The organism is Luteibacter sp. E-22 (assembly GCF_049913125.1).
In the GTDB taxonomy this organism is placed as follows: Bacteria; Pseudomonadota; Gammaproteobacteria; order Xanthomonadales; family Rhodanobacteraceae; genus Luteibacter.
Window position 1 is genome coordinate 3,149,656 of sequence record NZ_CP183975.1, and the last position, 19,840, is coordinate 3,169,495.

Consider the following 19,840-nt stretch of genomic DNA (forward strand, 5'->3'; position numbering starts at 1 on the left):
CGGATCGTCAGAGTTCCACGCGGATGCGGCTGGCCGCCCGCTTGGCTTTCTCCAGGGCCTCTTCCACCGTGGCCGCGCGCGCCAGCGTCACCGCCATGCGCCGGCGGCCGTGGACTTCCGGCTTGCCGAAGATGCGAAGCATCGTGCCCGTCTCGGCCAGCGCGTCGCCGATGCCGTGGTATCTCGGCGCACTGCCCTCCCCTTCGACGAGCACCGCGCACGAGGCCGCGGGAGCGAAGGCGTGGATCTCGGGCACCGGCAGGCCGAGGATGGCACGCGCGTGAAGGGCGAATTCCGAGAGATCCTGCGAGATGAGCGTGACCAGCCCCGTGTCGTGCGGACGCGGGCTCACCTCCGAGAAGATCACCTCGTCGCCACGCACGAAGAATTCCACCCCGAAGACGCCCCAGCCACCGAGGGCCGCCGTGACCGCGTCGGCCTGGCGTTCGGCCTCGGCACGTGCGGCATCGCTCATCGGCTGTGGCTGCCACGACTCGCGATAGTCGCCGTCTTCCTGGCGGTGGCCGATGGGCGCGCAGAACGATACGCCGTCGCGATGGCGCACCGTCAACAGGGTGATCTCGTAGTCGAAGTCGACGAAGCCTTCCACGATGACGCGACCGCGCCCGGCGCGTCCGCCCGACTGCGCGTACTCCCATGCCCCGGCGGCATCGTCCGGCGAGCGCACCACGCTCTGCCCCTTGCCGGAGGAACTCATCACCGGCTTGACCACGCATGGCGTGCCCAACGCCGCGACAGCTGCCAGGAAGTCCTCGCGGGTGTCGCAGAAGCGGTAAGGCGAGGTGGGCAGGCCGAGTTCCTCGGCGGCAAGCCGGCGGATGCCTTCGCGATCCATGGTGAGCCACGCGGCTTTCGCCGTGGGGACGACCTTGAGCCCTTCCTTCTCCATCGCCACCAGGGTGGGCGTGTGGATGGCCTCGATCTCCGGCACCACCAGGTCCGGCTTCTCCTGTTCGATCACGGCGCGCAGCGCCGCGCCATCGAGCATGTCGATCACATGGCTGCGGTGGGCCACCTGCATCGCCGGCGCGTTCGGATACCGGTCCACGGCTACCACCTCGACGGCGAAACGCTGCAACTCGATGGCCACTTCCTTGCCCAGTTCGCCCGACCCCAGCAGGAGCACCTTGAGCGCGGTGTGGGAATGCGGGGTGCCGAAGGTCTTCATGCGGGGGGTATCCAGGGGAAACGAAGCCGCCATTCTAGCCGCCCTGCCATCCGTCCAAAGGGGGGATTGACTCGCGCCGCGAACGTGATGTGATGGAGCCGTCCCCAACAATCCGGAAGTACGCTCATGAGACGCTATCTTGCCGTCCTCGCCGTACTGTGCCTGGCCCCTTCGACCCTCCTGGCGGAGGAGCGCTGGATGACCGTCCTGCTGGACGGCCGGAAGGTGGGGAGCCTGCGGATCGACCGCCAGATCCAGGGCGATCGCGTGGTCACCACGCAGGTGCTGGATTTCCGGCTGACGCGGGCGCGCACGCCGCTGGCCTTGCGCACCGAACTGCGCTCCACGGAATCGGAAAGTGGAGCGCCCCTCGCCTTCTACGCCAGTACCCGGATGTCGACCCAGGAAAACCTGGCGACCGGTGAAGCGCGTGACGACGGTACGTTCCAGGTGGCCAATACCGTCGGCGGCCAATCGAAGGTCAACCTGCTCATCTGGCCGACCGGGGCGACGCTCGCCGAAGGCCAGCGCCTCACCATGGCCGCCCATGGATTCAAGCCGGGTACGTCGTACCGCCTGCGCAACTTCGACTCGATCAGGCAACAGGTGGCGAACGTCGACGTGGAGGTCATCGGCGACGAAGTCGTCATCATGCCGGACGAGTCCCGGCAGACCCTCCATCACCTTCGCCAGTCGATCGCGGGCGGCTCCAGCGATCGCAGTGTCGACATCTGGGTCGACGACAACGGTTTCATCCATCGCAGCCTCGCTCCGCTGCTCGGTTTCCGCCTGGAAATGGCGGCCTGCGACATCGCCTGCGCACAGGCGCCCGACCAGGACATCGACCTGCTGCGCGCCGCGATGATCTCGGCGCCCCGCCCTATCTTCGCGGCGATGCGCGTGGCTCCCATCCGCTACACGATCACCGTTCGCGGGGCGATCCCGAATCCGTTCATCGACACCGACGAGCAGCGGGTGAAGCCGCTGGGCGACGGCGTGTATGTGGTCGACGTCGGATTCGGCTCCCGGCACGGCGACGAACCCGGCCCGCTGGCCGAGGACACGGCCGCCAATGCGTGGGTGCAATCGGACTCCAGCGAAGTGCGCTCACTTGCCCAACGCGCCGCGGGCAATGCGACGACCGACCTGCAACGCATGCGCCGCATGCGCTCCTTCCTCTCCGACTACATCAACGTCAAGGGACTCGACGTGGGCTACGCCTCGGCCCTCGAGACGATCGCGACGCGGCGTGGGGATTGCACCGAACACGCCGTCCTCCTCACCGCGATGGCGCGGGCCCTCGGCATTCCCGCACGCGTGGTGACCGGCGTCGTCTACGCCGATCGCATGGGGGGCGCCAACCGCGTCTTCGTCCCCCACGCGTGGGCGCAGGCGTGGATCGACAATCGCTGGATCAGCTTCGATTCGGCGCAGCGTCGCTTCGACTCGAGCCATATCGCCCTGGGCACCGGCAACGGCGAACCGTGGCGTTTCTTCGCCGCGATGAATGCGTTGGGCAAGATCAGGATCGATCGCGCCATGCCGGGTGCGGCGCTTCTCGACCTGCCTCCGCCGAGCAACGCAGGCGGTCCGGTGGCTGGCGGACGCGGAGCACCATGACGCAGGGCGCCTTGACTTTGATATCACATTGATATCATATGATCCCACCATTCCAGGGGTCATTCCGTCATGAACGAACGTCCCGCCTCTTCCCTGCCCGGCATTCCGGCCGCCCTCGTCTTGATCGTCATCGTCCTGCTTACGGGCGCGGGGGTGTTCTCCCAGATGGCCCACGGGGGTAATCCGGCGTCTGCAGGCGCCGTGGTCCTGATCCCCGTCTTCGCCTTCCTCGCCAAGGGTTTTTTCCAGGTCCAGCCGAACCAGGGCCAGGTGATGCAACTCTTCGGCAAGTACGCCGGCACGGAGCGGCGCGAGGGCCTGCGCTGGACCAACCCGTTCTATTCCCGCCGCCCGGTGAGCCTGCGCGTGCGCAATTTCGAGAGCAGCCGGTTGAAGGTCAACGACAACGACGGCAATCCGATCGAGATCGCGGCGATCGTCGTATGGCAGGTGGTGGACACGGCGGAAGCGGTGTTCTGCGTCGACGACTACGAGAACTTCGTGCAGATCCAGAGCGAGTCGGCGCTGCGACAGATGGCGCAAAGCTATGCCTACGACGCCCACGACGATTCGAAGCCTTCCTTGCGCAGCCACGGCGAGGAGATCAACAACCACTTGCGCCAGGAAGTGGAGGCACGCCTCACGAAGGCGGGCGTCCAGGTGATCGAAGCCCGCATCAGCCACCTCGCCTACGCGCAGGAGATCGCGCAGGCGATGCTCCAGCGCCAGCAGGCCAGCGCCATCGTCGCCGCCCGCGAGCGCATCGTGGAAGGTGCCGTGGGCATGGTGGCCATGGCACTCGACCAGCTTCGGGCGCAAGGTGTCGTGGAGCTGGACGAGGAGCGCAAGGCCGCGATGGTCTCCAACCTGCTCGTCGTCCTCTGCGGCGACCGCTCGACACAACCGGTGGTCAACGCCGGTTCGCTGTACAACTGAGCGCATGGTGCCGGCTGTAAAAAAGCGATGGGCGTCGAGGAAGGGGAGCCGCCAGCCCGACGGCGAAGCCGAGCCGGGTATCGGCCATCGTCACGGAAACGCACGATGAGCGAGAAGAAGGCTTATCCGTTGCGTGTGAGCGCCACTGTCCTCGAGGCCATGCAGGCGTGGTCCGAGGACGAGTTGCGCTCGCTCAACGCGCAGATCGAATACGTGCTGCGCGATGCGTTGCGACGTGCGGGACGGCTCAAGCGGACGCAGGTCCAGCCGGTGGACGATCCCGAGGATTGACGCGGCCGCGTTGGCGGAGCGAAACGCTCATGGCCACCCAGCCGGCGATGAAAGCGACGCCGCCCACGGGCGTGATCGCGCCGATCACGCGCGGCGCGCCCAGTGCCAGTGCATAGAGACTTCCGGAGAACAGCACGATGCCCAGGGCGAACAGACCCACCGCGATGGTGCGCGCCCTGCCCTCGGGCAGGCACGCCGCCGCCACGAGCAGGGCCAGCGCATGCCAGAAATGGTATTCCACGCCGGTATGCCAGGTGGTGAGCGCCGACGCGTCGATGACTCCGCGCAGCGCGTGCGCACCGAACGCTCCCAGGGCCACGGCGGATGCACCCGCGAACCCGGCGAGCAGTGCGGCAGCGGGACTGACATGTTGTCGCATGAGCATGGGTATCCTCAGCGGAAGTGCCTGTTCGCCGGCACGGGTGGCGTATCCTGCGCGGGATATCTCGCGGAGTGTCGCATGAAGTCGTCCATCTGCCGCCGGTTCGTCCTGGCCCTGATCGCCTTGTTCGCCATGGCCGCGTTGAGCGCGTGCCAGCGGGAACCCCAGCCCGAATGGCGGCTCACCGATGTATCGGGGCACCTGCCGGACCTGGATTTCAAGCTGACCGACGACAACGGCAAGCGCGTCACCGGCGCCGACTACAAGGGCAAGGTGGTCCTCATGTATTTCGGTTACACGCACTGCCCCGATGTCTGCCCGCTGACGTTGACCCAGTTACACGTGGTGCTCGACCGCCTCGGCGCGCCGGCGGACAAGGTGCGTATCCTGTTCGTCAGCGTGGACCCCAAGCGCGATACGCCGGCGATCATGCACGACTACGTGAATGCCTTCGACAAGCGCGCCGTGGGGCTGGTCGGTTCCGAGAGCGACGTGGAGGCGCTGGCGAAGCGTTACCGTTCGGCCTTCACCCGGGAGCCCGATCGCGCCGACGGCAACTACGAGGTCAGCCACAGCTCCGCCATCTACCTGTTCGACGCCGAGGGCAAGGCGCGCCTCCTGGCCACGCCGTCCGCCTCGCAGGACGACATCGTGCACGACCTTCACCTGCTCACGTCGCTGGAGACCCGCCCATGAGGTACCGCTCGCTCGCTGTCGCCCTGTTCCTGCTTGCCGGCACCTCGCACGCCGCCGACACCGCGGGCGTCCATGTGACGGGGGGATGGCTGCGCGTCCTGCCGGGCACCCTGCCCGCCGGCGGCTATGCCACCTTCGAGAACACCACCGATCTTGCGCTGACGATCGTCGGCGCGGAAAGCCCGGACTACGCGGAGGCGATGATTCACCGCAGCAGCACCGAGGGCGGCATGGGCCGGATGGAGATGGTCGATACCGTGGCGCTGCCGCCGAAGGGCAAGCTCACGTTCGCTCCCGGCGGGTACCACGTGATGTTGATGCAGGCGAAACACCCGGTGAAGCCCGGCGAGAAGGTAACGGTCACGTTCAAGCTGTCGGACGGCGGGACGATCCCGGCGACACTGATCGCGCGACCGGCGAACGCCAGCGGGCCGACGGACTGATAAACCACGCCGTGGAAGCTTGCCCACTTCCGTGGGACAAGCTTCTGTGGGGACTGACCCACTGATGGGGGCAAGCTTCTGTGGAGGGGGCTGCCATGGGGCAAGCCCTTGTGGGAGCCGCTTCAGCGGCGATGGGTGCTTGCCTCAACCCGGCCCGCTGGCGCGTGATCGCCGCTGAAGCGGCTCCCACACAAAACCCACCAGGGCTTGTCCCGACATCACTTGACCAGGAACTCCGCCGGCGCGTCGTGCGCGCCGATCTCCTCGCGATAGAGCTGGTCGACCTCGGCCGCGTCGGGGCCGTCGCGCAGCCAGGTTTCGAGGCGGTCGATCGAAGCTTCGTCGCCGTACACGACCACCTCCACGCTGCCGTCGACAAGATTGCGCGCATGGCCGGTGAGTTCCAGTGCCAGCGCCTGCTCGCGCGCCGACGCGCGAAAAAACACGCCTTGCACCTTTCCCCCGACGACGAACCGCGCGGCTTTCATGTCACGACCCCTTGGCGATGGCCTCGTTGAGTTTTTCCGCCGTGACCGGGCCCACGAAACGCTGGGCGACATGGCCGTCCGGCGCGATCAGGTAGGTGGTGGGCAAGCCCTTGGGCGAATCGAAATCCTTCGGTGGCGCGGTGACGTCGACCTGCGCGATGGGATACACGACGGGATGCTTGCGCAGGAAGGCCGCGATATCGCCGGCCTCGGTATCCTCGAACGCAAGACCGATCGCGGAGACGTCCTTGCGGCTCTTCACGAAATTGGAGATGTCCGGCATTTCCTTGATGCAGGGGACGCACCAGGTGGCCCAGTAATTGACCACGACCCACTTGCCTCGCTGCGCGGCAAGGTCGAACGGCTTGCCATCGAGCGTGGTGACCTTGAGTTCGGGTTTGGCTGCCGTGGCGGCGATCGCCGGCGTGACGATGGCCAGGGCCGCGATGGCAAGCAGGCGGGGGATCATGCGGGGGTGTCCTCGGTGGGGGCGGGGATGGGCGTGGGTGGAAACAACTGGTCGAGGCGCGCGCCAAGCGTGGCGTCGAGGGCCAGGGCCAGATTATCCAACAGGCTGAGCAGCTCCGGCGGCAGTTCGATGCCCAGCCGCTCCACCTGTTCACGCGGGCGCAGGGGAAGGCGGTACTGCGTGCAGCGATACACGCGCAGCAGTTCGGTCGCGTCGAGGCTGCGACTGAGCAACCAGCCGCCGGCTTCCCCGCGCTGGATCATGTCGGCTCGTTGCAGGTCGTCGAAATAAGCTGCGATCGCACTCGACGGCAGGTACGGCTCGCGCAGGCGCACCGTGGCGGGGTCCACGCTTTCGCCCGATCGCTGCGCATCGACGAAATGCTGCAACACGACGAGCAACCCGATGAATTCGGCCCCTTCCGGCAGGGCCTCGTGGGGCACGGTGTATTCGAAGGCGGAAATGGACGCCGCGATGGAAGCGCCGAGGATCACGATGATCCACGACAGGTAGATCCACAACAGGAAGATCGGGATCGCCGCGAGCGCGCCGTAGATCTCTTCGTAGTTGGGCGAGTTGCGGATGAACTCGGTGAACCCCCAGCGTGCGAACTCGAACAGGATCGCGCCCAGCAGCGCACCGATGGCCGCGTGCCGCCATGAAACGCGACGGTTCGGCACCATCGTGTACATGAGCACGAGCGTGACGAAGGTGATCACGAACGGAAGCAGGTTGAGCAGGCGGCTCTGCGTCGCGATCTGGTCGGCCGCCGCATGCAGCATCGGGAGCGCGGTGATGTACGAGGACAAGGCCAGCCCGCCGACGACCAGGATCGGGCCCAGGGTCAGCGCCGCCCAGTACAACAGCAGGCGCGAGGCCCAGCCACGCGGCTTGCGCACGCGCCATATCCGATTGAGGCGGTCTTCGATGCTGATCATCATCGACACGGCGCTGAACAGCATCACCAGGATCGAGATGCCGGTGAGCTGGCTGGCCTTGTCGGCGAAGGCCAGCATGTATTCCTGCACCTTCATGCCGGTGGCCGGCACGAAATTCTGGAATGCGTAGTTCGCCAGCGAACCGCGCCATTCCGCGAACACGGGAAAGGCCGAGAGGATGGCGAAGATCGCCACCGTGAGTGGCACCAATGACACCAGGGTGGTGTACGAGAGCGCGCCGGCGGTCTCGAAGCACTTGTCGTCGACGAAGCGCAGCCAGGTGAAGCGCGAGAAACTCAACGCGCGGTCGCGATCGATGCGCAGCGGCATGTCCATCCTCATCCAGTCCCAAACGATTGGGAACGCGTGGCAGTTCTGCGAGACTAGCGCCTTCGCAAAGGCGGCCATCCATGTCCCACGACGTCCTCGTACTCTACTACAGCCGTAGCGGCCACACGGCCCAGCTCGCCCGGTTCATCGCCCGCGGGGTCGAAGAAGTGCCGGGCATGCGGGCGCGCCTTCGCCAGGTGCCACCCGTGGCGCCGGTCACCGAAACGGCGATGCCGCCGGAACCCGAGGAAGGCGCCCCCTACGTGACACGCGCCGACCTGGTCGAATGCGTGGCCCTGGCGATGGGAAGCCCCACGCGCTTCGGCAACATGGCGGCCCCGCTGAAGCATTTCATCGATACCACCGGCGCGGAATGGGCCTCGGGCGCCCTCTCCGGCAAGCCGGCGGCGCTGTTCACCTCGACCAGTACGATGCATGGGGGCCAGGAAGCCACCCTTCTTTCGATGGCCCTGCCGCTGCTCCATCACGGCATGCTCATCGTGGGCATTCCCTATACCGAGCCGGCGCTGAGCAGCACGACGACCGGTGGCACGCCGTATGGGGCGAGCCATGTTGCCGGCAGTCGCGGCGACGACGGCATCAGCGATCACGAACGCGAACTGGCGCGTGCGCTGGGCAAGCGCCTCGCCGACGTCGCCCGGCGTCTGGGCACCCCCGCGTGAGCCAGCCGTTGAGTACCACGCAGAAGGTCGGGCTTGCGGCGTGGGCGGCCCTGCTGGCCTTGCAGGTGCTCTGGTACACCCTGTATCCGCCGGTATCGATCCCGACGTGGGTCGCGTTCGTCCTCACCGTACCCCCCTTGCTGCTACCGCTGCTCTCGCTGCCGAACGTGGCCCGCGCCCTTCTCTGGGTCGGCATCCTCGCCCTGTTCTATTTCTGCCACGGCGTCTCCGAAACGTGGAGCTCCACAGCGGATCGCTGGCTGGCGGTCGTGGAGATCGTGCTTACCCTGCTGCTCATCGGCACGCTCGGCGTGGGCGTCCGCCGCCGGCGCTGATCCCGGCGCGGCGCATGTTGCGCAGCGTATCGACGGACGGACGGGGCCGGTGCAGGCTAGGCATCGAATCCGACGATGAGGACGCCACGATGGGTTTTGTGCAGGAAGCGCCGCGACTGGCGCATCCCTTCCGCGACGACCGCGTGCTCAACGCGTGGCTGGGTCACACGCTGCCCGCCGACCGCCTGGCGGCGATGCGTCCGGACTTGGAGGCGCTGGCCGACTACGCCGTCATGGCCTGGGATCGTCGTGGACGCACGCCGCGCGGCGAACCCGTCCTCACGCAGTGGGACGCGTGGGGCTCCCGCGTCGATCGCATCGCCCTGACCACGGCCTGGGAGGAAGGCCCCGGCCTGACGACGAAGCACGCGGTGCTGGCCGCGGGGCACGAACCGTCGCGCTGGGCACGCGTCGAGGAATTCGCCCGTGTATACCTCTACCACGTGGCCAGCGAATTCTACTGCTGCCCGCTGGCGATGACCGATGGCGCGGCGACGGCGTTGCGCGCCTCGGGCAATGCAGGCCTGATCGAACGCGCGCTGCCGCATTTCCTCAGCCGCGATCCGGCCACGTTCTGGCTGTCGGGCCAATGGATGACGGAAACGCCCGGCGGCTCCGATGTCGGGCGTACCGAAACCACGGCCCGGCAGGATGCCGAAGGCCAGTGGCGCCTGTATGGCCGCAAGTGGTTCAGTTCGGCCGTCGTGGGCGAGGCCGCGCTCGCACTGGCGCGTCCGGAAGGAGCAGGCACGGGCACGGCGGCGCTGGCGCTCTTCTACGTCGAGACGAAGGACGAGCACGGTGCGTGGCGAGGCATCACCATCGACCGGCTCAAGAAAAAACTCGGTACCCACGAATTGCCCACCGCCGAGATCCATCTCGACGGACTGCCCGCGACACCCGTCGGCCCGCTGGACCGTGGCGTTCGCCAGATCGCCCCGATGCTCAACGTCACGCGCACCTGGAACGCCGTGTGCGCGGTGGCGAGCATGGCGAGGGCGATCGCCCTCGCCCGCGACTACGCCCTGCGGCGCAGTGCCTTCGGTCACCGTCTCATCGACCATCCCCTGCATGCGCGGACGCTCGCGGACATGCAGGCGGAATACGAGGCCGCCTTCTCCCTGACCTTCCACGTCGCGGAGCTGCTGGGTCGCGCGGAACACGGCGAAGGCGAGGCTCAGGATGCCGCCCTGCTGCGCCTGCTGACGCCCCTGGCGAAACTGTGGACGGCGAAGGTCTCGATCCGCGTGGTGTCCGAAGCCCTGGAATGCTTCGGCGGCGCCGGCTACATCGAGGACACCGGCCTTCCGCAACTGCTGCGGGACGCCCAGGTATATGCGATCTGGGAAGGCACCACGAACGTGCTCTCGCTGGACATGCTGCGTGCGTTGCCCAGCGGCCTCGCACCGCTCAGGCAGGCCATCGGCGCGCTGGTGCCGGAAGGGGCACCAGAACGCGGGACCATCGTGGCCACCATCGACGCGACGGAAGCCTTGCTGGGCGAGATCGCGGCGGATCGCGCCGCCCTTGAGGCCTCGGCACGCGGGATCGCCTTTACCCTCGCGCGTACGATGGCCGCCGCGCTCCTCCTGCGATCGGCGGCCTGGGCGGTCACCTCGGGCGATTCCCGACCCGCCGCCGCGGCGCGGCGGTTCATCGCACACGGCCTGGACCGGCTGGCGCTGCCGGAAAACGACCAGGACATGTCCCTGGCCTCGGACGCACCGGCGGCAGGCCTTCATCGCTGAGGCGGCTCATCCGGGACATGCGATGTAGAATGCCGGCTCCGCTCCACCCCGCTTCCCAGGTCAATCATGCAGCAGCTCACCATCGTCACCACCGGCGGCACCATCGACAAGGTGTATTTCGACGACAAGTCGGACTACCAGATCGGCTCGCCACAGATCGGCGACATTCTCCACCAGTTGGGCGTCGCCTTCCGGTTCGACGTGATTCCCATCCTGCGCAAGGACAGCCTGCACGTGACCGACGAGGATCGCGCGCTGATCCGCAGCACGATCGAGGCACAGCCGCATCGTCATGTGCTGGTGACGCACGGCACCGACACGATGGTCGAGACGGCCCGCGTACTGGCTGGCATTCCCGGCAAGGTCATCGTGCTCACCGGCGCGCTCAACCCCGCGCGCTTCCAGGGATCCGACGCGGTGTTCAACATCGGTTGCGCCGTGGGTGCGGTACAGACACTGGCCGACGGCGTCTACATCGCCATGAACGGCCGCGTGTGGGATCCGGCCACGGTCCGCAAGAACCGCGACGCGAATCGTTTCGAGGCCATCTGAGCCCGGGGGCGGACTCGACGCCGCCTCAACGCCGCGCGCGATCCTCGACCACCGCGTCGACGGTCGCGCCGGCATCCATCAGGCCCGCTCCGCAACCCTTCGGGCAAGGTCCCGGAAGGGGCCGCGCATTGTCGACCAACTGCCGTGTCACGTCGTCGACACCGATGGCGGGATCGGCCGAACGCATCAGCGCGACGAGCGCCGCCACCTGTGGTGCCGCCATCGAGGTACCTGCGTGATACGCGAAGATGGGACGCTCGCGACCGCGCTTGCCCGCGTCGACCGTGGACACGATGTCGTCCGCCCCGCGTTCGCGCAAGCTGCCGCCGGGCGCGGAGAGAGTGACGCGCTCACCGTGATTGGAATACCACGCCATCGAGCCGTCACGCGCCAGGCCCGCGACCGTGACCACGCCCGGGCAGTTCGCGGGCACGTTGGTCGAGGCCTTCGCCCGATCGTTGCCGGCGGCGGCGACCACCACCGTGCCGCGTCCGCGCGCCTGTTCGATGGCCCGCGCGATCGCGATGCCGCAAGCGCCCGGCCCGCCGAGACTCAGGTTGATCGCATCGGCACGACGTTCGAGTGGAGGCACGCCCGGCACCATGCCGCCGCTGGCCCAGACGATCGCATCGGCGACATCCGAAATCCGCCCACCGCAATGACCGAGCACGCGCACAGGTAGCAGCTTCGCCTCGGGCGCGAGCCCCACGATGCCCGGCCGGTTGCCGGAACGCGCCACGACGAGGCCGGCCACGTGCGATCCATGCCACGACGACGGGGCGACGCGCGGCGAACCACAGTCGCCGGCGTCCCTCCAGTCGCCTTCGTCGGCGGGATTCGCATCGCGGCCGTCACCGTCGCGCGCGGCGGCGGCATCGCTCACGAAATCGTAGCCGGGCAGCAACTGGTCATCGAATTCGGGGTGCGGGGTGACACCGGTGTCGAGCACGGCGACCACCGCTCCCGCCCCACGCGTATAGCGCCATGCCACTTCGGCGTCCACGCCCACCTTGTGATCGTGCATGTACCACTGCCGTTTCCATAGCGGGTCGACGATGGCCGTGGCGGTGACGACGAGGTCCTCCTCGACGGCGGCGATGCCCTGCAAACCGGCAAGACGGGACACGTCGCCGCCGTTTATCTCGAAGAGCTCGCCACCCGCCGCGAGCGAACGCACATGTCGCGGTGCGCCGAGCCGCGCGGTGCCGGCCATCGAACGGGGCATGCTCGCGGCGCGCGCTGAATCCGCGTCGACGAAATGAACAATGTAACGGGCCTTGTCCGCATGAGCGGACGAGGAGAAAACGAGCGGGATGAGGACGACGAGGAGAGCCGATCGCATGGGGACGTTCCTTCGATGGCGCAGCGAGGCTGCGGGGGTCGAACGAACGTAAGGCCGCGACGATGGAGCGCCTACCCGACCCTGCCCGCGGGGACGCGTAGGAAAAGCCAGTGCAAACGAAAGAGGCCCGGGCGGTAGCGCCCGGGCCTCGTCGAACGCACGTCGATGCCGTCGCTTACGGCGTCCAGGTCGCCTTTAGGGAGACGCCGGAGAACGTGGTATAGCCACGGACCTTGACGTAGTAGGTGCCAGCCTGCGGTGCCGCGAACGTGCAGGTCTCGTTGTTGCCGTTGAGGTACGGACGGCAGTTGTAGCTCGAGGTCGTCGGCGCGGAGCCGAACTTCACGTAGAGATCCGCATCACCCGTGCCACCACTGGTGACGATGGACAGGTTCGACGCACCGGCCGCGACGACGACCGTATAGCTGAGCTCGGTACCCGAGCTTCCCGCCAGGCCGGTCTTGGCCACGCCGTTCTGCAACTGCGTGCCGCCGCCGCCACCGGTCGAGCAGGTCACGCCCACCGCCGTGAACGCCGCGGCGACGTCGGTCGCCGAATAGCCCAGGTCGGTTGCCGCGCTCGCCACGCCGCATGCGCCACTGTTGAAGTTGGAACTGGCTGTCCAGTAGAGGGCATTGGCACGGGCGAAGGCCTTGAATGCCTTGACCGTGTCCCAACCCGTTTTCTTGGCCAGTACGCAGAAGGCCTTGTTGTACACACCCGAGGAGTAATGCACGTCGAGGCCGTTGTAGTAATCGGCCGCGTTGTCGATCGAGCCGCCGTCCTGGGTCGGGTTGCACATGTAGCGCAAGGCGTCGCCGATGCCGGCGCTGGTCTTGACGATGTCCGAGCCGACCAGGAAGTCGTTGCTGCCGCGGTCGTAGTACTCGGCCGCTTCACCCGCGATATCCGAATAGGCCTCGTTCATGCCGCCGGACTGGCCGCTGTAGGCGAGGTTCGAGTGCTGTTCCGTGTAGCCGTGACTGATCTCGTGCGAAGTGACATCGAGCGCGACCAGCGGATAGAACGTGCTGGCGCCGTCACCGAACGTCATCGAGCTGCCGTCCCAGAACGCGTTCTCGTAGTTGTTGCCGTAGTGCACCTTCATGATCAGCACCTGGTTCAACGGTGCCGCGCCGGTGTAGGCGGTGTACATGTCATGGACCACGCCGCCGAAGTGATGGGCGTCGTTGATCGGGCCATAGGCGCCATTCACCGCATCGCCGCTGGAGTTGAAGCAGGTGAAGCTCCACAACGTGCCGCTGCCGGAGGTGGCCTTCTTCATGTTGTACGACTTCACGTACGCGTTCTGCGCCGTACAGGTGGTTCCGGATTGCGTCACGCGCAACGCAGGCAAGCCGTTCGCTCCCCAGGTGTACTGGCCGACCTTCTGGTTGCCGCCCGGGCCGGTCGCATCCACCTCGGCATTGGTGAGGCCTTCCCACTGCTCGATCACCTGCCCGGTGTTGGCATCGATGATCGCGGTCGGACGGGTGGGACGATCGCCGCCGGAGAAGAACGAGGTCAGGTATACGAGGCGCGCCGGAGCACCGTCCACCGGATACACGTAGAGGTCGGCCTTGGCGTTTTCAGGCTTGACCGTCGCCGCGCCCAGCGTGCGCGCCTGCTTGGTCAGCAAGGCGATCGCGCTGGCCTGATCGATCTTCGGCGTCACCGAGGTGAGATCGACCTGCAGGTCCGAGGTGACGACGCCATTGGCGACCAGCGCATTGCCCTGAGCGTCCTGCTCCACGGCGATGCTGCGTCCATAGACCGGCACGCCCTTGAACGTCTGTTGCATGCGTACCGTCTGGGTTCCCTTCACCGTCGGCAGCGCATTCCTGGCCACGAACGAATTGTCCGCGGAAAGGCCGAGCTTTGCCGCCAACTGATTGGCAGGGACGGCTCCGAGGTTCTGCGCACGGAGCGCCTGCTCGGTGCCGGCCGTGGCCACCGAAGTAGCCGCGATAGCCAGCGAAGCGACCAGGAGTTTCAAGCGAAAATGACTTGCCATTACGTTCCTCCTACGGGAATGGGCCGCACGAAGCCATTGCGGCCGTGGGGACCACATTCCGAACGATATGAATTCGCGCCGCAGCGCGATGCCCGTTTTGTTCCGACTTGGCGGCCTCCCCGCCGCAAGTCACGGTCAACCTAGCGCAAGATTTCGCGGTCGACTACCTAGGGATTTCCCTAGGCCGAAGGAAAATGCGACGCAGGCGGCGTCAGAGCATCCCGGTTTCGAGCTTCGCCGCGTCCGACATCATCGAATGGTTCCAGGGCGGATCGAAGACGAGGTCGACGTCCGCCTCAACTACCGTCGGGATGAGTTCGAGCTTGGTGCGCACGTCGTCCACGAGGATGTCGCCCATGCCGCAACCGGGCGCGGTCAGGGTCATCTTCACGTAGGCGCGGCGGGCACCCTCGTCCGTGGTTTCGAGGGTCACATCGTAGACGAGCCCCAGCTCGACCACGTTGATGGGGATTTCAGGATCGAAGCAGGTGCGGAGTTGCTGCCAGACCAGTTTCTCGACGTCCTCGTCGGAAGCGTCGTCGTCCAGTTCGATGGCCTTGGGCGGTTCCTTGCCCAGTGCATCGGCGTCGTTCCCCGCGATCCGGAACAGGTTGCCTTCCACGTACACGGTGAAACTACCACCCAGCGCCTGGGTGATGTAGCCGATCTGCCCGGCCGGAAGCGTCACCGTCTCGCCCTGCGGAACCATGACCGCCTGGCAGTCACGTTCGAGGGTGAAGGGCTCGCTGCTGAGGCTGAAACCGCTCATTGCTGTCCTGTGAAGGCCGCGCCGCGGCCGCAAAGTCGTCGATTATGCGCCCGCCGTGGGCCGGCGGTAAGCGTCTACCGGCTCTAACGTCGGGGCTGCGGCCTGCGCCCTCAAGAGCGCCGCGCCTTCCCGCCCGCTATCATGGCCGCTTTGCCCGATCCAGGATCCCATGCGCGACCTGACCGATACCCATGCCGGCTGAGCGTATTCACCTCTCCGGCTTCCTTTTCGGCCTCCTCTGCGCCGTCATGTTCGGCTTCGCCGTGGGCGCCGTCTGGATGGTGCCGTCGATGATGTTCGGCCGCGCCTTGCCCGCCCTGGTGCTGCCTGCCGGCTGGATATTGGGCGTGGTGGTGCGTCGCTGGTTGCGTATCCGCGGTGCCGCGGGGGCGCTGCTGGCCGCCCTGGCCACCTTGATCGCCGCCGCCTACACGGCCTGCCTGGTGGCTGCCGCGTCCATTTCGGGAATGATGGGCGTGGGTCTGGCCCAGGCCATGAGCGATGCCGGGCCGGCCATGCTGATCGAACTGGCCCGCCTGGCGCAGGGTCCGGGGGACATCGTTCTGGCCCTGGCGGGCGCGGTACTGGCGGCCCTTGTCGCCTGGCCCCTGCGCGCTCGCGGGCGTCGCGCTCATTGACTTCATAAGCCGTAAATCCCTTGCCCCGGAAGATATTGCGCGAAACAAGCAGTCAACCGGCGGTCGCCGACCGCGTTTACCGGAGTAGACCAGGCCGTATGGAGCACGAGGATGCGAAGACCGACGACGCGGGGAAGGCCGTGAACGCCTCTATCGCGATCGACAGCGCATCGCTCGACGACCTGCGCGAGGTGCCCGCGAGCATGGATGCCTTCCTCGCATCTATCGAGCGCCGCGCCTGGCGCATGGCCGAGATCCACCTGGGCAACCGGGAGGACGCGCTGGACGCCGTGCAGGACGCCATGTTGCGGCTGGTCCGCCATTACGGCGGGAAGCCCGCGGAGGAATGGACCCCGTTGTTCTGGGGCATCCTGCGCAGGCGCATCATCGACCTGCAACGCCGGCGCAAGGTGCGCTCGATCGTGGTGGGCTGGCTGGGCGGCGGCAAGGACGACGACGGCGACGACCTGCCGAGTTGGGAGCCGGCCGACGACAGCCCGGACCCCTCGGCCCGGTTGCAGGACTCACAGGCTTTCACGGATATCGTGGCCGCCGTGCGCAACCTGCCCCGACGCCAGCGCGAAGCCTTCACGCTTCGCATCATGGAAGGCCTGGACGTGGCCGAGACGGCGGCAGCCATGGGTTGCTCCGACGGCAGTGTGAAGACTCACCTTTCGCGCGCGATGCATGCGCTGCGCGACCAACTGGAGGCATGGCGATGAGCCAGCACGATCGGGAACTCGAACGCCGCGCCAGGGACCTGTACCTGCGCGCCAGCCGTGACGTGGATCCGGCAGTGGCCGGCCGCCTGCGCGCCGCCCGCCGCACCGCGCTGGCCCAGCCTGCCGAGTCGCCGGTACGGCGCCTGATGTTGCCGGCGGGTGCGTTCGCGGTGCTCGCGCTGGCCACGCTGATGGTCTGGCAGCCCGGCGTGACACCCTCGACGCCGCCCGCCGCCCGGCAGGCGGCCGATGCCGACCCGAACGACCTGCCGCCGGATGCCGATGTCGCCGATCCGGCCTTGTACAAGGACCTCCAGTTCTATAGCTGGCTGGCTTACAACGACACCCCGTCCTCGTCCCGCAAGTGATTCCCATGCGCCGCGTTCCGCTTGTCCTCGCCATGTTTCTCGCACTGACGGCCCCCCTGGCCGCATCGGCGCAGGATCGCCCGCCTCCCCCGCCGCCGGGCGAAGGAGAGCCACTCCCACCGCCGCGTCCCTGGAGCGCGCTGTCGGCCGACGAGAAAGATATCCTCGCGCCGCTTGCCGGCGAATGGGATGGTTTTCCGCCCCAACGCCAGTCGAGGATGCTCGACAAGGCGCAGCGTTGGCGCGGCCTGCCGCCGGAACGCCGTGCGGAAATCCGCGAGCGCATCGAGCGGTGGCAGCACATGACACCCGAGGAACGTGCCGAAGCGCGCAGGAACCGGCAGAAGTTCCAGGACCTCACGCCCGAGCAGCGCGCGAAGTTGCACGATGCCTTCGAGCGCTTCCGCAATCTCCCGCCGGAACAGCGCCGCCAGCTGATGGACAAGTGGCGGCAACAGTCGCCCGAGCAGCAACGCGAAGCGATCGACCACCTGGGCCCGAACGACGCATTGCCGCCACCCCCGCCGCCGCCCGATGGGCACCGGCCACCGCCGGATGGCCCCAGGCCGCCTCCCGGCGACTGACGGTCCGTCAAGCCCCGTGGGAGCCGACTTGTCGGCGATGGGTGCTTGCCTCAACCTGGCCCGCTGCCGCGGGATCGCCGACAAAGTCGGCTCCCACCAGTGCAGCGGCTGCCGAGCAGGAGCGGGGCCCACCAAGGTAAACTAGGGCGATGACCTTGACCGCCCTGGCTTTCCTCGACGCCCGCCGCTCGGTGCCTTCGCGCCAGCTCGGCGAACCCGCTCCCGATGACGCCACGCTGCGCCACCTGCTCGGGGCCGCCATCCGCGTGCCCGACCACGGCAAGCTCGATCCATTCCGCGTACGCATCCTGCGTGGCGAAGCGAAGCTGGCCTTCGGGCGCAAGCTGGCAAAGCGCGCCATGGAGGCGAATCCCGACCTGTCCGAAGCGAAGCGCGAAAAAGAACAGCGCCGTTACGAGCACGCGCCACTGGTGCTGGTCGTTTCGGCGAGGATCGACGAAGACAGCAAGGTTCCCGAGCTCGAACAAAACCTCGCTGCCGGCTGCGTCGCCTATAACATCCTGCTTGGCGCGCAATCCCTGGGCTACGGCGCGCAGTGGCTCACCGGTTGGGCCGCCTACGACCGCGACGTGGCGAAGCTGCTCGGCATGAAGAAGAACGAACACGTCATCGGGTTCATCCATGTCGGCACGCCCGCCATGGAGGCACCCGAGCGCGATCGGCCCGCCTACGACGACATCGTGAGCACGTGGGAACCGTGAGCGGCGATTCACTCGTCCACCTGGTCGACGGCAGCCTCTACGTCTTCCGCGCCTGGCACTCGATGCCCGACGAATTCCACGACCACGACGGCGAACCGGTCAACGCGGTGCATGGCTTCACCCGGTTCCTTTGCGAGCTGCTCGAGCGCAGCCGCGCGGAACACATCGCCGTGGCGTTCGACGCATCGCTCACCACCTCGTTCCGTAACGCGATCTACCCGGCTTACAAGGCGAACCGCGACCTGCCGCCGCCCCAGCTCGTGCGCCAGTTCGCGTTGTGCCGCGAGATCGCCGCGGCGCTCGGGCTCACGGTGCTCAACGACCACCAGTACGAGGCCGACGACCTCATCGGCAGCGCCCTCTGGGGCCTGCGTTCACACGGATTCCGCGGCGTGATCGTTTCGGCGGACAAGGATTTCGGCCAGTTGCTCGGAGAGTTCGACGAGCAATGGGATTTCGCGAAGAACGTTCGCTGGGGCGCCGCCGGTGTCTTCGAACGCATGGGCGTGCATCCGCACCAGGTCGCCGACTATCTCGCGTTGTGCGGCGATGCCGTGGACAACATTCCCGGCGTTCCGGGGATCGGTGCCAAGACCGCCGCCGCGCTGCTCGGTCATTTCGGCAGCCTCGACGCCGTCCTGGAACGCATCGACGAAGTGCCCTACCTGCGCATACGTGGCGCCGCGGCCTGCGCCGTCCGCCTGCGCGAGCACGCCGACCAGGCCCTGCTATGCCGCCGCCTGACGCGCATCGCACTGGATATCGCCGTGGCCGACACGGCCGACGCGCTCAGCCGGCGCGCCGGCGACGCTTCGGCCATCGACGAACTGTGCGAGCGCATCCGCTTCGGCCCATTGACACGCACGAGGCTGCGCGCGCTGATCTGATCCCCCGACGTCACACGGGCACGATACTCTTGTGCGGATACTTCGCCGTCCCCTCAAGGAGCCCACCCATGCCGACCGGTCCCCTGCCTCACGCATCGCCCGTGCCCGAAGACGCCGCCGCGCCCGAGGAAACGTTGTACCAGGGCAAATGGCTGACCATGAAGAAGCGCGGGCGCTGGGAATACGCCGTGCGCAACAACGCCGGGGGCGCGGTGATCATCCTGGCGGTGACACCGGACGACAAGGTCGTCTTCGTGGAGCAATACCGCGTCTCCATCCTCGCGAACACCATCGAGATGCCGGCCGGCCTGGTCGGGGACATCGTCGGCGCGGAGGACGAAGACGTCCTGATCGCGGCCCGTCGTGAACTCGAGGAAGAAACCGGCTATCGCTGTGGCCACCTGGAGTTCGTTCACGAAGGCCCCTCGTCGGCTGGCATGAGCACCGAGATGATCGCCTTCGTGCGGGCATGGGACCTGGTGCGCGTCGGTGCGGGCGGAGGAGACGAGACCGAGAACATCATCGTCCACGAGGTTCCGCGCGCCGAGGCCGGCAAATGGCTGTTCGACCGTGCCAAGGAGGGGTTCTCCATCGACGCCAAGCTGTTCGCCGGGCTCTGGTTCATCGATCACCCCGAGGCCCACATGCGTTGATGTCAATTCTTGTCCTGCCGGGCTCCCACGGGTAGCCTTCC

At 67.2% G+C, this 19,840-nt stretch carries 24 protein-coding genes; 16 read left to right on the forward strand and 8 right to left on the reverse strand.

Translation table 11 applies throughout. The annotated features are described in order from the left end of the window. Window positions 1-7: 7 nt before the first annotated feature. A complete protein-coding gene (gene purT / locus ACN9M2_RS14025; protein ID WP_426285306.1) occupies window positions 8-1,189 on the reverse strand; it encodes a formate-dependent phosphoribosylglycinamide formyltransferase in 1,182 nt (393 codons plus the stop codon). Window positions 1,190-1,315: 126 nt separating this feature from the next. On the opposite strand from purT, the gene ACN9M2_RS14030 reads away from it, so the two are divergent. From ACN9M2_RS14030 to ACN9M2_RS14040, 3 genes are all read left to right on the forward strand, one after another. Beyond that, window positions 1,316-2,809 carry a transglutaminase-like domain-containing protein gene (locus tag ACN9M2_RS14030; protein WP_426285307.1) on the forward strand — a complete coding sequence of 498 codons (1,494 nt, stop codon included), beginning with the start codon at window positions 1,316-1,318 and terminating at the stop codon, window positions 2,807-2,809. A 69-nt stretch (window positions 2,810-2,878) separates the two neighbouring features. Further along, window positions 2,879-3,745 (forward strand): SPFH domain-containing protein, encoded by an 867-nt coding sequence (locus ACN9M2_RS14035; RefSeq protein ID WP_426285308.1) that lies wholly within the window; start codon window positions 2,879-2,881, stop codon window positions 3,743-3,745. Window positions 3,746-3,850: 105 nt separating this feature from the next. Further along, window positions 3,851-4,036, forward strand: a complete 186-nt coding sequence (locus ACN9M2_RS14040; RefSeq protein WP_426285309.1) for an Arc family DNA binding domain-containing protein — start codon at window positions 3,851-3,853, stop codon at window positions 4,034-4,036. Here the strand turns inward: ACN9M2_RS14040 and ACN9M2_RS14045 are convergent. Next, complete coding sequence (locus ACN9M2_RS14045) at window positions 3,993-4,415, reverse strand: DUF423 domain-containing protein (protein ID WP_426287930.1); 423 nt, start codon at window positions 4,413-4,415, stop codon at window positions 3,993-3,995. The two genes, ACN9M2_RS14040 and ACN9M2_RS14045, sit on opposite strands and share 44 nt — an antisense overlap. An 81-nt stretch (window positions 4,416-4,496) precedes the next feature. Between ACN9M2_RS14045 and ACN9M2_RS14050 the strand changes: the two genes are divergently transcribed. Both ACN9M2_RS14050 and ACN9M2_RS14055 read left to right on the forward strand, forming a co-directional pair. Continuing rightward, window positions 4,497-5,114 (forward strand): SCO family protein, encoded by a 618-nt coding sequence (locus ACN9M2_RS14050; RefSeq protein WP_426285310.1) that lies wholly within the window; start codon window positions 4,497-4,499, stop codon window positions 5,112-5,114. Next, on the forward strand, window positions 5,111-5,557 hold the full coding sequence (locus tag ACN9M2_RS14055) for a copper chaperone PCu(A)C (protein ID WP_426285311.1): 447 nt from the start codon (window positions 5,111-5,113) through the stop codon (window positions 5,555-5,557). The genes ACN9M2_RS14050 and ACN9M2_RS14055 overlap by 4 nt, the downstream gene beginning before the upstream one ends. 218 nt (window positions 5,558-5,775) lie before the next feature. On the opposite strand, the gene ACN9M2_RS14060 is transcribed toward ACN9M2_RS14055, so the two are convergent. Genes ACN9M2_RS14060 through ACN9M2_RS14070 form a run of 3 tightly spaced genes read right to left on the reverse strand, consistent with a single transcriptional unit; the run spans window position 5,776 to window position 7,782 of the window. Next, window positions 5,776-6,045 carry an acylphosphatase gene (locus ACN9M2_RS14060; protein ID WP_426285312.1) on the reverse strand — a complete coding sequence of 90 codons (270 nt, stop codon included), beginning with the start codon at window positions 6,043-6,045 and terminating at the stop codon, window positions 5,776-5,778. A 1-nt stretch (window position 6,046) separates the two neighbouring features. Next, window positions 6,047-6,514 (reverse strand): TlpA family protein disulfide reductase, encoded by a 468-nt coding sequence (locus tag ACN9M2_RS14065; RefSeq protein WP_426285313.1) that lies wholly within the window; start codon window positions 6,512-6,514, stop codon window positions 6,047-6,049. After that, window positions 6,511-7,782: a YihY family inner membrane protein gene (locus tag ACN9M2_RS14070; protein WP_426285314.1), complete on the reverse strand. Its 1,272-nt coding sequence runs from the start codon at window positions 7,780-7,782 to the stop codon at window positions 6,511-6,513. The genes ACN9M2_RS14065 and ACN9M2_RS14070 overlap by 4 nt, the downstream gene beginning before the upstream one ends. 80 nt (window positions 7,783-7,862) lie before the next feature. On the opposite strand from ACN9M2_RS14070, the gene wrbA reads away from it, so the two are divergent. The 4 genes from wrbA (at window position 7,863) to ACN9M2_RS14090 (ending at window position 11,100) form a co-directional block, all read left to right on the forward strand. Further along, window positions 7,863-8,465, forward strand: a complete 603-nt coding sequence (gene wrbA, locus ACN9M2_RS14075) for an NAD(P)H:quinone oxidoreductase (protein WP_426285315.1) — start codon at window positions 7,863-7,865, stop codon at window positions 8,463-8,465. Then, window positions 8,462-8,800: a DUF2069 domain-containing protein gene (locus ACN9M2_RS14080; RefSeq protein ID WP_426285316.1), complete on the forward strand. Its 339-nt coding sequence runs from the start codon at window positions 8,462-8,464 to the stop codon at window positions 8,798-8,800. Before wrbA ends, ACN9M2_RS14080 begins: the two co-directional genes overlap by 4 nt. Before the next feature lie 89 nt (window positions 8,801-8,889). Beyond that, on the forward strand, window positions 8,890-10,548 hold the full coding sequence (locus ACN9M2_RS14085) for an acyl-CoA dehydrogenase family protein (RefSeq protein ID WP_426285317.1): 1,659 nt from the start codon (window positions 8,890-8,892) through the stop codon (window positions 10,546-10,548). A gap of 66 nt (window positions 10,549-10,614) precedes the next feature. Next, window positions 10,615-11,100, forward strand: coding sequence for an asparaginase domain-containing protein (locus tag ACN9M2_RS14090; protein WP_426285318.1), 486 nt, complete (start codon window positions 10,615-10,617; stop codon window positions 11,098-11,100). A 25-nt stretch (window positions 11,101-11,125) separates the two neighbouring features. Here ACN9M2_RS14090 and ACN9M2_RS14095 read toward each other — a convergent pair whose 3' ends face one another. From ACN9M2_RS14095 to sufT, 3 genes are all read right to left on the reverse strand, one after another. Then, complete coding sequence (locus tag ACN9M2_RS14095; protein WP_426285319.1) at window positions 11,126-12,442, reverse strand: S8 family peptidase; 1,317 nt, start codon at window positions 12,440-12,442, stop codon at window positions 11,126-11,128. Window positions 12,443-12,617: 175 nt separating this feature from the next. Next, on the reverse strand, window positions 12,618-14,456 hold the full coding sequence (locus tag ACN9M2_RS14100; protein WP_426285320.1) for a M4 family metallopeptidase: 1,839 nt from the start codon (window positions 14,454-14,456) through the stop codon (window positions 12,618-12,620). 211 nt (window positions 14,457-14,667) lie between these two features. After that, window positions 14,668-15,225, reverse strand: coding sequence for a putative Fe-S cluster assembly protein SufT (sufT, locus tag ACN9M2_RS14105; protein ID WP_371024835.1), 558 nt, complete (start codon window positions 15,223-15,225; stop codon window positions 14,668-14,670). A 191-nt stretch (window positions 15,226-15,416) separates the two neighbouring features. Between sufT and ACN9M2_RS14110 the strand changes: the two genes are divergently transcribed. From ACN9M2_RS14110 to ACN9M2_RS14140, 7 genes are all read left to right on the forward strand, one after another. Beyond that, window positions 15,417-15,863 carry a hypothetical protein gene (locus ACN9M2_RS14110; RefSeq protein WP_426285321.1) on the forward strand — a complete coding sequence of 149 codons (447 nt, stop codon included), beginning with the start codon at window positions 15,417-15,419 and terminating at the stop codon, window positions 15,861-15,863. A 98-nt stretch (window positions 15,864-15,961) separates the two neighbouring features. Further along, complete coding sequence (locus ACN9M2_RS14115) at window positions 15,962-16,585, forward strand: RNA polymerase sigma factor (protein ID WP_426285322.1); 624 nt, start codon at window positions 15,962-15,964, stop codon at window positions 16,583-16,585. Beyond that, the gene (locus ACN9M2_RS14120; protein ID WP_426285323.1) at window positions 16,582-16,953 is read left to right on the forward strand and encodes a hypothetical protein; all 372 of its coding nucleotides are present in this window, start codon (window positions 16,582-16,584) and stop codon (window positions 16,951-16,953) included. Before ACN9M2_RS14115 ends, ACN9M2_RS14120 begins: the two co-directional genes overlap by 4 nt. Before the next feature lie 5 nt (window positions 16,954-16,958). Further along, complete coding sequence (locus ACN9M2_RS14125; protein WP_426285324.1) at window positions 16,959-17,537, forward strand: DUF3106 domain-containing protein; 579 nt, start codon at window positions 16,959-16,961, stop codon at window positions 17,535-17,537. 149 nt (window positions 17,538-17,686) lie between these two features. Then, window positions 17,687-18,259: a nitroreductase family protein gene (locus ACN9M2_RS14130; RefSeq protein WP_426285325.1), complete on the forward strand. Its 573-nt coding sequence runs from the start codon at window positions 17,687-17,689 to the stop codon at window positions 18,257-18,259. A 62-nt stretch (window positions 18,260-18,321) separates the two neighbouring features. After that, on the forward strand, window positions 18,322-19,146 hold the full coding sequence (locus tag ACN9M2_RS14135) for a 5'-3' exonuclease (RefSeq protein ID WP_426287931.1): 825 nt from the start codon (window positions 18,322-18,324) through the stop codon (window positions 19,144-19,146). A gap of 68 nt (window positions 19,147-19,214) precedes the next feature. Then, window positions 19,215-19,799, forward strand: a complete 585-nt coding sequence (locus ACN9M2_RS14140; RefSeq protein ID WP_426285326.1) for an NUDIX hydrolase — start codon at window positions 19,215-19,217, stop codon at window positions 19,797-19,799. Window positions 19,800-19,840: the final 41 nt, after the last annotated feature.

Excerpts from the sequence above, each read along its gene's own strand:
- purT (WP_426285306.1), bottom strand. The coding sequence starts at position 1,189 with ATGAAGACCTTCGGCACCCCGCATTCCCACACCGCGCTCAAGGTGCTC.
- ACN9M2_RS14030 (WP_426285307.1), top strand. The coding sequence starts at position 1,316 with ATGAGACGCTATCTTGCCGTCCTCGCCGTACTGTGCCTGGCCCCTTCG.
- ACN9M2_RS14035 (WP_426285308.1), top strand. The coding sequence starts at position 2,879 with ATGAACGAACGTCCCGCCTCTTCCCTGCCCGGCATTCCGGCCGCCCTC.
- ACN9M2_RS14040 (WP_426285309.1), top strand. The coding sequence starts at position 3,851 with ATGAGCGAGAAGAAGGCTTATCCGTTGCGTGTGAGCGCCACTGTCCTC.
- ACN9M2_RS14045 (WP_426287930.1), bottom strand. The coding sequence starts at position 4,415 with ATGCGACAACATGTCAGTCCCGCTGCCGCACTGCTCGCCGGGTTCGCG.
- ACN9M2_RS14050 (WP_426285310.1), top strand. The coding sequence starts at position 4,497 with ATGAAGTCGTCCATCTGCCGCCGGTTCGTCCTGGCCCTGATCGCCTTG.
- ACN9M2_RS14055 (WP_426285311.1), top strand. The coding sequence starts at position 5,111 with ATGAGGTACCGCTCGCTCGCTGTCGCCCTGTTCCTGCTTGCCGGCACC.
- ACN9M2_RS14060 (WP_426285312.1), bottom strand. The coding sequence starts at position 6,045 with ATGAAAGCCGCGCGGTTCGTCGTCGGGGGAAAGGTGCAAGGCGTGTTT.
- ACN9M2_RS14065 (WP_426285313.1), bottom strand. The coding sequence starts at position 6,514 with ATGATCCCCCGCCTGCTTGCCATCGCGGCCCTGGCCATCGTCACGCCG.
- ACN9M2_RS14070 (WP_426285314.1), bottom strand. The coding sequence starts at position 7,782 with ATGCCGCTGCGCATCGATCGCGACCGCGCGTTGAGTTTCTCGCGCTTC.
- wrbA (WP_426285315.1), top strand. The coding sequence starts at position 7,863 with ATGTCCCACGACGTCCTCGTACTCTACTACAGCCGTAGCGGCCACACG.
- ACN9M2_RS14085 (WP_426285317.1), top strand. The coding sequence starts at position 8,890 with ATGGGTTTTGTGCAGGAAGCGCCGCGACTGGCGCATCCCTTCCGCGAC.
- ACN9M2_RS14090 (WP_426285318.1), top strand. The coding sequence starts at position 10,615 with ATGCAGCAGCTCACCATCGTCACCACCGGCGGCACCATCGACAAGGTG.
- ACN9M2_RS14095 (WP_426285319.1), bottom strand. The coding sequence starts at position 12,442 with ATGCGATCGGCTCTCCTCGTCGTCCTCATCCCGCTCGTTTTCTCCTCG.
- ACN9M2_RS14100 (WP_426285320.1), bottom strand. The coding sequence starts at position 14,456 with ATGGCAAGTCATTTTCGCTTGAAACTCCTGGTCGCTTCGCTGGCTATC.
- sufT (WP_371024835.1), bottom strand. The coding sequence starts at position 15,225 with ATGAGCGGTTTCAGCCTCAGCAGCGAGCCCTTCACCCTCGAACGTGAC.
- ACN9M2_RS14110 (WP_426285321.1), top strand. The coding sequence starts at position 15,417 with ATGCCGGCTGAGCGTATTCACCTCTCCGGCTTCCTTTTCGGCCTCCTC.
- ACN9M2_RS14115 (WP_426285322.1), top strand. The coding sequence starts at position 15,962 with ATGGAGCACGAGGATGCGAAGACCGACGACGCGGGGAAGGCCGTGAAC.
- ACN9M2_RS14120 (WP_426285323.1), top strand. The coding sequence starts at position 16,582 with ATGAGCCAGCACGATCGGGAACTCGAACGCCGCGCCAGGGACCTGTAC.
- ACN9M2_RS14125 (WP_426285324.1), top strand. The coding sequence starts at position 16,959 with ATGCGCCGCGTTCCGCTTGTCCTCGCCATGTTTCTCGCACTGACGGCC.
- ACN9M2_RS14130 (WP_426285325.1), top strand. The coding sequence starts at position 17,687 with ATGACCTTGACCGCCCTGGCTTTCCTCGACGCCCGCCGCTCGGTGCCT.
- ACN9M2_RS14135 (WP_426287931.1), top strand. The coding sequence starts at position 18,322 with ATGCCCGACGAATTCCACGACCACGACGGCGAACCGGTCAACGCGGTG.
- ACN9M2_RS14140 (WP_426285326.1), top strand. The coding sequence starts at position 19,215 with ATGCCGACCGGTCCCCTGCCTCACGCATCGCCCGTGCCCGAAGACGCC.